Below are 14776 nucleotides of genomic sequence, written 5' to 3' on the forward strand. Positions count from 1 at the left end.
CTAGTCGGCGATCCCCTTGGGGATCGCCTTCTTGATGGGCTTGGCCAGGTCGACCAGGGGCCCCGCGCCGACCCGGGAGACCTGGTCCTCGGGGATCGTCACCTCTATGTAGGCGAGACGGCTGCCCGTCGTCATCCGCTGCGCGCCGCTGTCGAGTTCCTCCACGATCCACTCCACGCCGTTGACGGTCGCCGGGTTGCTCTTGCTGTCGGCTGCCGCGTCGGGCCAGGGCACACCGCAGCGCAGTATGATCGCGGGGCTTCCCCACGCCGCGGTGAGCTCGGAACTCGGTTCGGGATCGTTGCGCTCGAATCCGTCGAGTTCCTGCGGCAGCACCTTGTCCAGGTTCCGGCACAGCTTCGCGACCGACGCCTCCGGCGTGGGAACCGCGGCCTCGGGAGCATCGTCCGTCGTGGAGCACCCGGCGACGGCGGCGACCAGCAACGACAGTGCCGACGCCCCGACAAGAACGCGGCGGACACGGCCAGGACGAACACGGCCAAGACGGCGCCGGTGACGGAAAGAGTTCACCGGCTCAGGGTAGACGGGGGCTACAGGTGGACGACCGGGCAGGTCAGTGTGCGTGTGATGCCGTCCACTTGCTGGACCTTGGCGACCACCATGCGACCCAGTTCGTCGACCGTGTCCGCTTGTGCGCGCACGATCACGTCGTAGGGGCCGGTGACGTCCTCGGCCTGGATGACTCCCGGAATCTTTCCGATCAGCTCGGCGACGGTCGACGCCTTGCCAACTTCGGTCTGGATCAGGATGTACGCCTGTACCACGGAACCTCCAGGGCGGCCACGAGGATCATGTGGGGAGAAGGGACGCCACGGTATCGCGTCACCGCTCGTCGCGGGGAGACCCGGGGCGGCTGTGGCGCACTCGCCGGATACGGGCCGGGAGGACGCGGGATCGCAGCCGGTCGCCGGGGCGGCCCCTCGGGACGAGCTGAGGAAGCGGAAGGCATGGCCGTGAGGGACTCTACGGGCGTGACCGTGGATGCCGCGGCGGACGCCGCCCGAGTCGGCGGGGCCGCGGATTCGTCCGCGGGCGCACCCCTGATCTCCACGGTACCCAGGACGCGTACCCGCCGCGACCGCTCGACCGCCGGGGGAGCGGTGAACTCCGGGGGAGCGCTGGTCCCCGCCGGGGGCGCGCCGGCCCCCGCGGGCGCCGCGGCGTGTGTCGCGGGAGTGAGGGGCTTTGGGGGCAGCGTCGTGGAGGCGGGTGCTTCGGCGGCCGGGGTCGTGGAGGCTGGGGTCGTGGAGGCTGGAGACCCAGTGCTCCACCGGTCCTTCCGACCCCGACGTCCCGAAACCTCGAACCCCCGGCAGCCCGGCACAGAGGTGGCGTTGAAGGGGGCGGGCGGCGCACGAATGGCCTGCCCTGGGATGGTTCGGGATTGTGAGTGGGTCGGGGCGGAGCCGGCAGCGGGCCGGGAACCGGTCGGAACAGAAAGGGCAGCACGCACATGAAGGGCACCGTCGGCGAACTGGGGGAGTTCGGCCTCATCAGAGAGCTGACCTCACGGCTCACCACCACTCCGGCCGTACGGATCGGCCCCGGCGACGACGCCGCCGTGGTCGCGGCACCGGACCGCAGGGTCGTCGCCAGCACCGACGTCCTGCTGGAGAACCGGCATTTCAGGCGCGACTGGTCCACGGCGTACGACGTCGGCCGCAAGGCCGCCGCCCAGAACCTCGCCGACATCGCCGCCATGGGCGCCGTGCCCACCGCGCTGCTCCTCGGCCTGGTGGTCCCCGCCGAACTGCCGGCGTCCTGGCCCTCGGAACTGATGGACGGACTGCGCGACGAGTGCCAGGTGGCCGGCGCCGCCGTCGTCGGCGGTGACGTGGTCCGCGGCGACACCATCACCATCGCCATCACCGCCCTCGGCGATCTGCGCAACCACGACCCGGTGACCCGGGCCGGCGCCCAGCCCGGCGACGTCGTCGCCGTCACCGGCTGGCTCGGCTGGTCCGCGGCCGGATACGCCGTGCTCTCCCGGGGCTTCCGCTCCCCGCGCGCCTTCGTCGAGGCACACCGCAGGCCCGAGCCCCCGTACGACGCCGGCCCCGCCGCGGCCGGGCTCGGCGCCACCGCCATGTGCGACGTGAGCGACGGCCTCATCGCCGACCTGGGCCACATCGCCGAGGCCAGCAAGTGCCGCATCGACCTCGTGTCCGCCAACGTGGACGTGCCGTCCCAGATGAAGGACATCGGCCAGGCCGTCGGTGTGGACCCGCTCCAGTGGGTGCTCACCGGAGGTGAGGACCACGCGATCGTGGCCACCTTCCCGCCGGACGTGAAGCTGCCTGCCCGCTGGAAGGTGATCGGCGAGGTCCTCAACCCCTCGGCCCTGCCCCAGGTGACCGTCGACGGTGCGCCCTGGACCAGCACGGGCGGCTGGGACCACTTCGGCGACGGCCTCTCCGGCGGCTTCGGCGGGGAGATCGAGTCGTGAGCGCCGATGTCACGGGGCCGGTGCGGGTACTGACCGTCGCCGGGTCCGACTCCGGCGGCGGCGCCGGGATCCAGGCCGACCTCAAGACCATGCTGGCGCTCGGCACCCACGGCATGAGTGTCATCGCCGCCGTCACCGCGCAGAACTCCCTCGGTGTACAGGGAGCGTGGGAGCTTCCCGTGGAAGCCGTGCGTGCCCAGTACCGCAGTGTCGTCGACGACATCGGGGTGCAGGCCGTCAAGACCGGGATGCTCGCCTCTCCCGAACTCGTGGAATGCGTCGCCGAGTTGCTGGCCGGCACCGATGCCCCGGTCGTCGTCGACCCGGTCGGCGTGTCCAAGCACGGGGACGCGCTGCTCGCCGCCTCCGCGCTGGACGCCGTCCGCACCAAGCTGCTGCCGACCGCCACCGTGGCGACGCCCAACCTCGACGAGGTCGCCCAACTCACCGGCATCCAGGTGGAGTCGGAGAAGGAGATGCGCGTGGCGGCTGCCGCAGTGCTGGCTTTCGGGCCGCGATGGGTGGTCATCAAGGGTGGTCATCTGGGCTCCGGTGGGTCGGGGACGGAAGGATCGGGGGTCGGCGGTTCGGCGGCCGGCGGTTCGGTGGGCAGTGGTTCGGCGGCCGGTGGTCCAGGGGCCGGCTCGGCGGAGGCCGTGGATCTGCTGACCGACGGGTCCGAGGAGCACTGGCTGCGCGCACCGCGCCACGACAACCGCCACACGCACGGCACGGGCTGCACCCTCGCCTCCGCGATCGCGGCCCAGCTGGCCAAGGGGCAGTCGGTGCCCGAGGCCGTGCGCGCGGCCAAGGAGTACGTGACCGGGGCGATCGCCGCAGGGTTCGCGCTGGGCGACGGCATCGGTCCCGTGGATCACGGCTGGCGGTTCAAGGCGGTGGCCGGGGCCGATTCGCCCGCCAGGCCGTAGTCCTTCAGGACCAGGGCGCTCGCGGCCTTCTCGGTCAGTCGTTTGAAGAAGCCCGCCAGGACGCGTGAGCCGAGCATCCGGTACACCCGGTCTCGACTGCGGATCTTCTTCTCGGTCGGCGGGGCGAGGAACGGGCCCGCGTTCCCGGATATCTTCTGGCAGCCCTTCGCGTACTTCGTGATCTCAGCCTCGAACGCGGCGAACGCGGTGCGATGATCGCCCCGGGCCGCCACCAGCTCGCCCGCCAGGACGTACGCCGACACCAGCGCCGTGCCGGTACCGATGCCGCCCATCGTGGCGCCGTGCCCCGCGTCGCCGAGCAGGACCACGCGGCCGTGGGAGAGCCGGTCGATGTGTATCTGGGCGATCGCGTCGAAGTACAGATCGTCCGCGGTCTCGAGCGCGGCGATCATCTCCGCCACGTGCGGCCAGGCCATGCCGCGCAGCTTGCCGGCCACGATCTGCTTGATCCGGGCGGTGTCCCGCCGGTCGTAGGTGAGCTGCTCCGACGTGAAGACGACGGCTGCGCCGGCCCGGTCGGGATCGCCGTCGTAGTTGTTGATCATCGCGGTGCGCCCGGGCTCGCTGTACAGGCGGGCCGTGCGGTCGAGACCCAGGTGGTTGGGCATGTCGAACCCGGCGACGTAGTAATCGAAGAAGCGCAGGTACCGCGCCTCGTCGCCGAAGACGAGCCGACGGGTGTGCGAGTGCAGGCCGTCCGCGCCGACGACCAGGTCGAAGGTGCGGGGAGCGCCGTGGTCGAAGGTGATGTCGACCCCCGAGGCGGACTCGGTGAGCGAGGCGATCGAGTCGCCGAAGACGTACTCGACCGTGTCCTTCGTGCGCTCGTACAGGAGCCGGGAGAGGTCGCCGCGGAACACCTCGACGTCGCCGCTCATCAGATGCGCGGGCAGGTCCACCCGGTCGGTGTCGTCCGCGTTCACGATCGTCTGGCGGCCCATCGCGGTCTGGATGCGGTGCAGGTCGTCCCAGATGCCCATGCGGGTGAGGACGGTGCGGTGGACGGCGCCGCGGAAGTCGACCGCGAAGCCGCCCTCGCGCAGCGCCGCCGCCTTCTCGACGACCGTGACGCGAGCGCCCTGGCGGGAGAGCCAGAAGGCGATCGCGGGCCCGGCGATGCTGGCGCCGGAGACCAGCACGTCGAGGTGGGCCAGGGCGTCGGTGGTGCGGGGTTCGTCTGTGCGGAGTTCACCGGTGCGGGGATCGCCGGGGCCGGGGGCGCCGGTGTGGAGTCCGCCGGTGTGGGCATCGCCGGTGTGGGAGCTGTCCGTGTGAGCTGCGGTGTCGTGCGTCTGCTTCGTCATGGCAGTGAGCTTGCGGCCCGGCGCTTACCGTTCGCTGACCGCCGGCTGACCGTGCCTTACCGGCGCGGAACCAAGGCGGTCCGAGGGCGTCGGGACCGTCACAGGTCCACGACGGCGGCTTCCCGCAGGCTCCCGCCCAGCTCGAATGCCTTTTTGAACACCTCGGGGGCCAGCATCCGCCGGAGCCGCTGTTCGAGCGGGGTCACGTCCGGGTCGTCGACGATCAGACGGCCGCGCAGCGCCGACGCCGCGCCGAGCAGGGTCGCGGCCCGCTCGGGCTCCTCCGCGCGGGCGGCCAACGCCTCCGCCACCACCGCGAGTTCGAGGCCCTGCGCCACACCGTCGGTGGACAGCGCGCGGGCCTGCCGGAACCAGTCGTCGGCCTCTTCCGGGCGCCCCTCGGCAAGAGCGGTGCGGCCGAGCCCCAGGAAGACGTGCACCGTCTGGCCCACGCTGTACCAGGACCTCGCGTGCATCCCCAGCGCGGTCTCGTAGTGCTCACGCGCACGGGCCCGGTCCCCGGCCAGCCGTGCCGCGTCCCCCATGCCCCAGTGGGCGCCCGCCACCTTCTCCGGAGCACCTGCGGAGCGCGCGAGGTCGGCCGCCCGCGCGAAGTCGGCGATCGCCTCCTCGAAGCGGGCACTGCGCAGCAGGACGGCGCCGCGCCGGCACAACAGGTCGGCGGTCTCCTCCGGCGCCGCCAGGTCCCGGGCACAGCGGAGCGCTTCGTCGAGCAGGGCCAGGGCGCGCGTACGCTCACCGCGCCAGTCCGCGAACATCCCCAGCTGATCGAGGGAGTTGGCCATGCCCCACCGGTCCCCGGTCTCCCGGAACCCCTCGAGCGCCTGCGCGAACAACGCCTCGGACGCGGCGGGACGTCCCGCGAACTGCTCCTGGAAGCCGAGCCCGACGGACAGCAGCGCCCGGCCCCACGGGTCGTCCCCGACCTGTGCCCTGACCCGCTCGTCCCGTGATCTCTCGGGGCCGACCGCGAGGGTCCACAGGACCACGGTGAAGGGCAGTCTCAGCTGCCGGTCGATGGTGGCCAGGACCTGATCGGCACGCTCGAGCCGCTGCTCGTCCTCCTCGCCGGTCACGGACATCACCGCGTTCAGACCGCACAGCGCGTACTCCTCCTCCAGGCCGCGCGGGGGAGTCGGCCCCACCGCGTCGACCAGGGCGCGGGCGAGCGGCACCCGCTCGCCCGCCAGGCCGTGCAGCCGCCAGAACCACGACAGGGCCGCCATGAGACGCAGCCCGTCGAGCGGAGCTGCCCCGACGAGATGAAGCAGGGCCGCGTCCAGATTGCCCTGCTCGGCGGAGAGTCTGGCCAGCCAGGGCAGCTGATCGTGCCCGCGCAGCCGCGGCTCGGCCTCCTCCGCGAGGCGCAGGTAGTACCCGGCGTGCGCGTCCCGCAGCTCCCCGAGCGTGCCGTCCTGAAGCTGCTCGGCGCAGAAGGCGCGGATCGTCTCCAGCATCCGATAGCGGCCGTCGGTCGCCTCCAGGAACGACTTCTCGGCGAGGGAGGCGAGGAGATCCTCCGGGTACGCAACGCCGCACACCTCCTCCACCGCGTCCAAGGTCGCGCCTCCGGACAGGCCGCCGCCGGCGAAGACGGTCATCCGGCACGCCAGGTCCCGCTCCTCCTCGTCGAGGAGCTCCCAGCTCCACTCCACGACGGCCCGCAGGGTGCGGTGCCGCGGCGCCTTGGTGCGATCGCCCCGGGACAGAACGCGGAACCGGTCGTCCAGCCGCTCCGCGAGTTCGGCCACCGTGAGCGTGCGCAACCGGGCCGCGGCCAGCTCGATCGCGAGCGGCAACCCGTCCAGGGCGGCGCAGATGTCGTCGATGGCCGCCACGCGCGCGTGCCCGTGTGCCTCGAAGTCGGGGCGGACCGCCGCGGCCCGGTCCCGGAACAGCTGGGCCGCCGGGCCCGAGGCGAGCGGCGGCACCGGACACAGCGCCTCTCCGGTGAGTCCCAGCGCTTCCCGGCTCGTCGCCAGGACGCGCAACCCCGGACAGGCGCCCAGGAGGAGGCCCGCCACCTTGGCGGCGTCCGCGATCACGTGCTCGCAGTTGTCGAGCACGAGCAGCAGCTCCCGGTCCTCCAGGGCGGCCGTGAGGCGGTCCGTGGCGTCCGTGCCGTGTGGTCCGCGCAGCCCCTCGCGTACCCCGAGCGCGGTGAGGATCGCGTACGGGATCCTGGTCCCTTCGGTCAGAGGCGCCAGCTCCACGTAACAGACGTCCGCGTGGGAGCGGGCCGCCTCGCAGGCCAGCCGGGTCTTGCCCGCGCCGCCGGGACCGGTCAGCGTCACCAGACGTGTCCCAGCAAGCAGCTCGTCGATTCTGGACAGCTCGTCCGCCCGCCCCACGAACCGCGTCAGCTGCGCGGGCACCCCACGCACGCGAACGGGCTCCTGCCCCCGCAACAGCTCCAGGTGAAGTGCCGCGAGCTCCGCGGACGGATCGGCCCCCAGCTCGTCGGTGAGCGTGCGCCGCGCCTCCTCGTAGACCCGCAGTGCCTCCGCGGAACGGCCCGCCGCGTGCAGTGTGCGCATCAGCAGCCCGTACAGGCGCTCGCTGAGGGGATGCAGAGCCAGCAGTTCGCGGACCTCGGCGACCAGGTCGGCGCCGCCGCCCAGGGCGAGGTCCGCCTCGATCCGGTCCTGCGTCGCGCCGAGCCGCAACTCGTCCAGGCGCGGCAGATCGAACGGGGCCGGACCGCGCCACAGGCCCAGGCCCTCGCGCAGCAGCGCCGCGGCGCGCGCGGCGTCCCCTGCGGCCAGCGCCTGCCCGCCCTCGCGCGCAAGCCGCTCGAAGCGATGCAGGTCCACGGCGTCCGGGGCCACCGTGAGCCGGTACCCGGCCGGACCCGACTCGATCTCCAGGTCCAGGCGCTTGCGCAGCCGTGAGACCTGCGACTGCAGAGCGTTCGCCGCTCCGGCCGGTGGGTTCTCGCCGTACAGGCCGTCGATCAGGCGATCCGCCGAGACGGTGCGGCCCGCGTCCAGGAGGAGCAGGGTCAGCAGGGCGCGCGGCCGCGGCCCGCCGGGGTCCAGGGGGCTGCCGTCAGAGGCCCGCACGTCGAGGGGGCCGAGGATGCCGAACCGCATGCGCAGAGTCTGGCAGCCGCCACTGACAGTCGCGGTCGCGATCACGGATCCCCCGGCGGCGCGCACGGGGAAAACGAAGAAGCCGGTCCCCGAGGGGACCGGCTTCTTCAAGCAACCAGCGAGGTGGCCGCGCTACGCGTAACGTCAGCGCGAGACCTTGCCGGCCTTGATGCACGAGGTGCAGACGTTGAGCCGCTTCGGCGTCCGCCCGACCACTGCACGCACACGCTGGATGTTCGGGTTCCAGCGGCGAGACGTACGGCGGTGCGAGTGCGAAATGTTGTTGCCGAAGCCCGGCCCCTTGCCGCAGACGTCGCAGTTGGCAGCCACGGGTCACTCCAAAGACTTCAGATGCACTTACGGTTAATCCCGGCATGCCGGGATCGAGATCGGAAAGGATCTGAGTGGCGGTGCCAGGGGGATGGCCCGATGGTTATCGGGCAACCGGAGCAGCATACAACGGCTGCTTCGATACAACGAAACTACCATGGTTGCCCGGGCCGCTGTCCCCGGGCCTCGGACCAGGCCCTCTTCCCGGGCGGCTCCGCGCCGGGGTCTACTCTGCGTGCCAGTCCCGCCGCTCGAAGGAGGCGTAGGTGCCGCAGGTGCCGCAGGTGCGACACGTACTCGACGTAGCCGCGGTACGCGCCTGGTGCTCACTCGCTCTGGAAGCGCTCGGCAGAGAGCGCGCGGAGATCGACGCGATCAATGTGTACCCCGTCGCGGACGGCGACACCGGCACCAACCTGTATCTGACCGTGGAGTCCGCCCATCAGGCGGTCGAGGCGGTCTTCACCGGGCTCGAACCCGCCGCTCCCGCGCTGCCCGACGTGATGCGCGCCATGGCGCACGGCGCCCTCATCGGCGCCCGGGGCAATTCGGGGACGATCCTCGCCCAGCTGCTGCGCGGCATGTCCCAGGTACTCGCCGACGGGCACCTGCGTGAGGGAGATCACGGGGATCCGGCCGACGGAGCGGCGCTGCGGCTGGCGCTCCGGCGGGCCGCGGAGTCCGCGCGCGAGGCGGTCGCCCACCCCGTGGAGGGCACGGTCCTCACGGTCGCGACGGCGGCCGCGGACGCGGCCGCCGGCACGGACGGCGACTGCGGGGCCGTGGCGCGGGTCGCCTACGAAGGCGCCTGCGCGGCGCTCGACGCGACACCGGGACAGCTCGCCGCCCTCGGCAGCGCCGGGGTCGTGGACGCCGGCGGGAGAGGACTCGTCGCCGTACTGGGAGCGCTGAGCCAGGCCGTCTCCGGCAACGCCGTGCCGGTGTGGCGGCAGCGGCAGGTGGAAGCGCACGCGCGCGTGGACGCCGTTTCCGCCGACGCCGAACTGGAGTGCCCCGATGAGCACGCCGTCGCCGGACCCGCCTTCGAGGTCGTCTACCTCCTGGAGGCCGACGACCGGGCCGTGGCCCGGCTGCGGACCCGGCTCGACGCCCTCGGCGACTCTCTGGTCGTCGTCGGCGGGGAGGGGCTGTGGAACGTGCATGTGCACGTCGACGACGCGGGCGCGGCCGTGGAGGCGGGCGTCGAGGCCGGGCGGCCGTACCGCATCCGCATCACACACTTCGGCCTCGGCGACGTCCACGCCGACCGCGCCGCCGCACCGCCGCGCGAGCGCGCGCAGCGGGCCGTGGTCGCCGTCGTGCCGGGGGACGGGCTCGCGGGGCTGTACGCGGAGGCCGGCGCGACCACCGTGCCCGACCGGCCCGGTGAGCCGCCCGCCAGCGGTGAACTGGTCGAGGCGATCCGGCGCGCACACGCGCGCGAGGTGGTGCTGCTGCCCAACGACGCCGAACTGCGGCACACCGCCGCGGCGGCCGCCGAGCAGGCCCGCTCCGAAGGCGTACGGGTCGCCCTGATCCCCACCCGGTCCGCGGTCCAGGGCATCGCCGCGCTCGCCGTGCACGAGCCCGACCGCCGCTTCGACGAGGACGTCGTCGCCATGACCTCGGCCGCGGGCGCCACCCGCTACGCCGAACTGGCCGTCGCCGAGCGCCAGTCCTGGACCATGGCCGGCATCTGCCAGGCCGGGGACGTGCTGGGGCTCATCGACGGGGACGTGGCCGTCATCGGCCACGAGGTCCCGACGACCGCCCGCACGGTGCTCGACCGGATGCTCGCGGCGGGCGGCGAACTCGTCACGCTCGTCCTGGGCGACGACGTGCCGGACGAGGTCGCGGACGCGCTGGAACGGCACGTCCGCGAGGCTCATCTGGCCGTCGACACCGTGGTCTACCGGGGCGGACGGCAGTCGGCGCTGCTGCTCATCGGGGTCGAGTAGGCGCCCGGCGGCCGCTCAGCGCGCCCGCAGCGCGGCCAGGGCCCCTTCCGCCTCGGCACGGCGCTCCTCGTCCCCTGCCTCGCCGAACGCCGCGGCGGCGGACTCCAGATGCGCCGCGGTGTCCGCGGTCTCGTCGCGCCGCTCGAGCAGTTCCGCGAACTGTCGGTGCGTATGGCCCAGGTCGGACAGCACGGCGAGCCGGACGTCCCCGTCGGACGACCGCAGCGCTTCCTCGCAGGTGTGGATCGCCGCGCCCATCAGCTCCCGCTCGTCGTCCGCGGACGCGGAGTCCAGCCAGGCACGCGCGCGCAGGCACCGCACCACGGCGGGCACCTGCCCCAAGGAGGCCCACAGCTCGCCCGCGCGCACGTAGGCCCGGTCCGCCTCCTCCGGACGGCCCGCCCGGTCCAGGGCGTCCGCCGCCAGGTTGGCGAGCATCGCGTGATCGCGCTGCTCGGGCCAGTGCTGGGCGATCTCCGCCGCCCTCAGCCATGCCTGCGCGGCCTGCACATGCTCGCCGAGCGCGCGGGCACAGTCGCCGAGCCACCAGTGGGCCTGCACGATCGTGCCGTCGCCGTGGTCGTCGGCGGACAGGTCGAGCAGCGCCGACTCCAGGACCTCCGCGGCCTCGGCCATGCGCTCCGCGCGCAGCAGATGGCCCCCCAGCTGGAACCGGGCCCAGGCGCCGAGCCCCGCGCTCTCACCGGCCTCGTCGGCCCAGTGCGTGGCCTCCAGGGCGTGGTCGGCCGCGGACGCGAACTGCCCGCCCGCCGCGAGGACGTCGGCCAGCTGGAGGTGGAGCTGGGCCGCCCCCATCGGTTCCAGATATCCGGCACCGTGCTCCAGGGCGGCCCGCAGCGCGCGCTCGGCTCCCTGGGCGTCCTCCCGGTCGCGGGCCAGCCCCGCGAGACGCACCTCGCTGTCGACGGCCAGCCAGGGCCGTCCCGTCGCCACATGCTCGGCGGTCGCCCGCTCGTACAGCTCCGTGGCCGCTTCCGTGTCGCCCCGGTGCAGTGCGATGTCCCCGAGCATCGAGCGGGCCGCGGCCGCCTGCGAGGCGAGCCGCGGCACGTCCGCGAACGGCTCGACGAGCGTGAGCAGCTGACGTACGCACGCCTCTGCCTCGCCGATCTCGGCGTCCGCCGCGTCTCCGGAGTGTGCCTGGAGCAGGATGCGCGCGCGGCAGGCCAGGACGGCCGCCGCCGGACGGGCCGTCGTGGCGTCCAGACCGGGGAGGGCCGCGAGCACCTGCTCGTACGGCTCCCGGATCGCCGCCAGCGCCTCGTCCGTGCGGCCCGCGTGGGACAGCGCGTACGCGCCCCGCGCGCGTGCCGCCCTGGCTTCCTCCGGATCGCCGGCGGTCTCGTACAACTCGGCCGCGCGGGCGAACAGTTCGACGCCGTCGTCGGCGGTGCCCATCGCGCCGTAGTCGGCTATCTCGGCCCGGTCGTGGACGGTGAGCTCCAGGCCCTCCGCCTCCGCGGCCCGCGCGGCCCGCTCCCAGGCGAGACCGGCGTCCGGGCCGCCCTGCTCGGCGGAGAGCCGGCGCGCCTCGGCGACCAGCGCCGAGGCGTCGGCGGGCTGCTCGACGGGCGCGGCCACCGCTGTGACCGGCCGCGGGGCCACCGGCCGCACGACCCGTACGCCCAGCGGGAGCCTGTCGAGCAGCGGCCGCTGATCCATCCGCTCCCGCACCCGCCGGCCCACCCGGTCGGTGCCGTTGCGCTCGTCGAACCGGGACGCGAGGGACTGCGCCTCCACGCGCGCGTGCACCGCGAGACCGGCCGCGGTCCAGGTCCGCCCCGAGGGGCCCGGAACGCTCTGCTCACCCAGACCGAGCGCGACCAGCCGGTCCATCACCAGAGTCGTCACGGACAGGAAGTCCATCAGGCCGTCCGGATTGCCGCTGTCGGTGAAGTAGGCGGGGCGTTCGGAGAGCAGTTCGATGGCGCGGGCCTCGTTGCCGGTCAGGGCGCAGAACTCCACGTGCGAGGCGAACGCGCCCCGCATGGACTCCATCTGCCGGACCAGGCGGTAGCCGCGCAGATGGTTCGCGCGGGCCTCCGCCGGGCGGTCCAGACGCAGCAGGGGCAGCAGTGAGGCCGCGAGCGTGGCGTGCGGCTCGTGGGCGCACTTGTGCTCGCCCTCCAGGACGGGCCGCCACAGCTCCAGGGCCCGCTCGTCGTCGCGCAGGTCCGACTGGCGGGCACCCTGGCCGTTCAGCTCACAGGCGTGGCAGTCCGCCATCTCGTCGCGGTCGGCGGCCAGCCACGCCTCGTACGCGCGCGTGGCCCGCTCCTCGTCGCCGATGTGGTCGGCGACGTAGAACTCGCTCATCCGCACGGCCCGTTCGGAGTGCCCGGCCACCCGGTAGCGGTGCTCCATCTCGCCGAGCCACTTCTCCATGGAGGCGAGCGGGATGTGCGGCTGGTTGAGCATGCCGCCCGACATCCACTTGAAGACCCAGTGCAGCGAGTGCGCCTCGTAGGCGTCGAACTCCTCGGGGTGCTCGTCCCACATGCGCAGCAGGCGCGCGAAGGGGACGAACATCTTGTCCTTCTCGGAGCTGTAGTTGTACATCTGCAGCTGGTGGCCGAGCGCCTCGACGACCGCGAGGGGCTCGGAGAGCTTCTCCGCCCCGGCGAGCAGCTGCTCCGCGCGGGCGCCGCGGGCCGGGCCCTCGGGCTGCGCGGCGTTCTCCGCCATCGCGCGCCGCAGGGAGTCCAGGTCGATGATCTCCTCGGTCCCGTTCATCGGGTGTCTTCCTTTCCGGTGCCGGGGTGCGTGGCCCACTCAAGGAGGCCGATGAACGAGCGGTTGAGGAGCGCCGAGTCGGCGGGGCGCAGTGGACGCTGGGCCATCAGCAGGGCCTGCCCGTAGAGGGCCTCGGCGGCCGTTCCGATCAGCTCCGCGTCCCCCAGGGAACTCACCCTGCGGATCAGTGGGTTGAGGTGGTTGAGGACGAGACGCGCGCGTGGGGCGCTGCCGCGCAGCGAACCCAGGATGCCCGCCCACAGGTCGTCGGCCTGCGCCTCGGCCTCCGCGCGCGCCTGCTCGTGGCGGGCCGACCGGTCGTCCAGATGCAGCGCGGGCACCGTCAGCGGATGGAAGGCCCGCAGGACGACGTCGCAGCCCAGCGGGTCGAGCCGGGTCCTGGCCGCCGCGAGGAACGCCGACAGGGCCAGCTCCTCGGCCGGATCGATCGAGTCCAGGTGCGCGGTCACGGTGTCCGCGTCCAGCTCCGCCACCGGCGTGCCCGGGCGGACCGAGGGCAGCGCCTCGACCAGATCGGCGTCGTACGTGTAGCCGCCGTTGACGACCCCGATGCCCTGCGCCGAAGCGATCGGCGCGACCTGCCGGAACTCCTCCACGGTCCGCGTGAAGTGCACGACGGGATGGCGCTGCGCGAACTCCTCCAGGGAGAGCCGCCCGTCCGTCGTCTCGAACGGCAGCCACGGAAGCATCGTGCGCAGCATCTCCTTGTCGTGCCGCGCAAGGGACTTCACCCCGAGGTGGTGCACCGACAGGAAGGCGGCGAGACGCTCCGGATCGCCCGCGGCGAGCGTTGTCAGCCACTCCCGGATGCGCTCGCCCAGGGCCTCCCGGACGGCGGCCAGGGTCTCGTCCTCGTACAGGGACTCGCGCGAGGCGGTGGGCCGCAGGCTGTCCGTGTCGATCACGCAGCGCACGAAGAAGGCCCAGTCGGGCAGCAGCTGCTCGGCCCGCTCCGTCAGCAGCATGCCCTTCAGGTGCACTCGGTGGCCCGCGCGCTGGGCCGGGCTGACCGCCTGCGGCAGGACGTGCGCGACGCCCCGGATGCCCGCGAGCGGCACGTCCAGGTCGATGGAGTCCAGCGGCGTGAAGCCGAACAGGTCGTGGCAGTGGCGGGCCAGCGCGACCCGGCGGCCGGCCGGCGTCGGATACGCGCGGTTCCAGACCGCCGGCAGATCCGTCACCGGCGTCCCGCCCACCCGCACGTCGTACGGCAGCAGCGAACCGAAGTCCCGCGCGAGCGACAGCACCCGCTCCTCGGACAGCCAGTCGGCAGCCCCCGCGCGGGCCTCCAGATGCACGGTCGTCCCCGGCTCGGCGCGGGCCGCGTCCGGGAGCGTACGGACCGTGTACGAACCGTCGTCGCGGGCCGTCCACTCGACGGGCGGCGCGTCCGGCGTACGGGCGCTGCGGCTGACCACCCGGATCCGCTCGGCGACCACGAAGCACGCGAGCAGCCCGATGCCGAACTGGCCCAGGAAGTCGGCGCGGGCCGACTCCAGGCCGTCGCCGCGCTTGGAGCTGCGGCCGATCGTCGCGAGCAGGCTGTGCACGTCCGACTCGGTCAGACCGATGCCGGAGTCCTCGACCCGCAGCGCGCCGCCCTCGGCGAACAGCCGCACGGTGGCCGGGGCGTCGGGCTGCTCGGCGCGGCGGGCGGTGATGGCGTCCACCGCGTTCTGCAGCAGCTCACGCAGGTAGACCTTGGGACTGGAGTACAGGTGGTGGGAGAGCAGATCGACGAGACCGCGCAGGTCGACCTGGAACGTGTGCGGCGCCTGGGCGCGCTGGGCATCGTGAGAAGTCTGGGAATCCATCGTCGCTGCGCCGGTGGGGGGACGGGCGACGGCGCGGGTCGGGCGGCCCTGCGTGAGGTGACCGC

10 protein-coding genes are annotated in these 14776 nt (G+C 73.3%); 3 read left to right on the forward strand and 7 right to left on the reverse strand.

From position 1 onward, the window contains the following. Positions 1 to 441, reverse strand: a complete 441-nt coding sequence (locus ABZ930_RS18970; RefSeq protein ID WP_361549203.1) for a DUF3515 domain-containing protein — start codon at positions 439 to 441, stop codon at positions 1 to 3. A gap of 110 nt (positions 442 to 551) precedes the next feature. Continuing rightward, positions 552 to 785, reverse strand: a complete 234-nt coding sequence (locus tag ABZ930_RS18975; protein WP_016642988.1) for an Lrp/AsnC ligand binding domain-containing protein — start codon at positions 783 to 785, stop codon at positions 552 to 554. Positions 786 to 1474: 689 nt separating this feature from the next. On the opposite strand from ABZ930_RS18975, the gene ABZ930_RS18980 reads away from it, so the two are divergent. Next, entirely contained in the window at positions 1475 to 2467 is a 993-nt protein-coding gene (locus ABZ930_RS18980) for a thiamine-phosphate kinase (protein WP_361549098.1), read from the forward strand. Then, positions 2464 to 3396, forward strand: coding sequence for a bifunctional hydroxymethylpyrimidine kinase/phosphomethylpyrimidine kinase (gene thiD, locus ABZ930_RS18985; RefSeq protein WP_361549100.1), 933 nt, complete (start codon positions 2464 to 2466; stop codon positions 3394 to 3396). The genes ABZ930_RS18980 and thiD overlap by 4 nt, the downstream gene beginning before the upstream one ends. On the opposite strand, the gene ABZ930_RS18990 is transcribed toward thiD, so the two are convergent. The 3 genes from ABZ930_RS18990 to rpmB form a co-directional block, all read right to left on the reverse strand. Further along, positions 3342 to 4721 carry an FAD-dependent monooxygenase gene (locus ABZ930_RS18990; protein WP_361549102.1) on the reverse strand — a complete coding sequence of 460 codons (1380 nt, stop codon included), beginning with the start codon at positions 4719 to 4721 and terminating at the stop codon, positions 3342 to 3344. The two genes, thiD and ABZ930_RS18990, sit on opposite strands and share 55 nt — an antisense overlap. Before the next feature lie 98 nt (positions 4722 to 4819). Further along, on the reverse strand, positions 4820 to 7834 hold the full coding sequence (locus tag ABZ930_RS18995) for a BTAD domain-containing putative transcriptional regulator (protein ID WP_361549104.1): 3015 nt from the start codon (positions 7832 to 7834) through the stop codon (positions 4820 to 4822). A 144-nt stretch (positions 7835 to 7978) separates the two neighbouring features. Beyond that, positions 7979 to 8164, reverse strand: coding sequence for a 50S ribosomal protein L28 (gene rpmB / locus ABZ930_RS19000; protein WP_003957616.1), 186 nt, complete (start codon positions 8162 to 8164; stop codon positions 7979 to 7981). Positions 8165 to 8430: 266 nt separating this feature from the next. On the opposite strand from rpmB, the gene ABZ930_RS19005 reads away from it, so the two are divergent. Next, entirely contained in the window at positions 8431 to 10122 is a 1692-nt protein-coding gene (locus tag ABZ930_RS19005) for a DAK2 domain-containing protein (protein ID WP_361549106.1), read from the forward strand. A 15-nt stretch (positions 10123 to 10137) separates the two neighbouring features. Here ABZ930_RS19005 and ABZ930_RS19010 read toward each other — a convergent pair whose 3' ends face one another. Both ABZ930_RS19010 and ABZ930_RS19015 read right to left on the reverse strand, forming a co-directional pair. Further along, the gene (locus tag ABZ930_RS19010) at positions 10138 to 12876 is read right to left on the reverse strand and encodes a tetratricopeptide repeat protein (RefSeq protein WP_361549108.1); all 2739 of its coding nucleotides are present in this window, start codon (positions 12874 to 12876) and stop codon (positions 10138 to 10140) included. Further along, entirely contained in the window at positions 12873 to 14711 is a 1839-nt protein-coding gene (locus ABZ930_RS19015; RefSeq protein ID WP_361549109.1) for an HSP90 family protein, read from the reverse strand. The genes ABZ930_RS19010 and ABZ930_RS19015 overlap by 4 nt, the downstream gene beginning before the upstream one ends. Positions 14712 to 14776: the final 65 nt, after the last annotated feature.

The sequence above is a fragment of the Streptomyces sp. NPDC046716 genome (genome assembly GCF_040645755.1).
Lineage (GTDB): Bacteria > Actinomycetota > Actinomycetes > Streptomycetales > Streptomycetaceae > Streptomyces.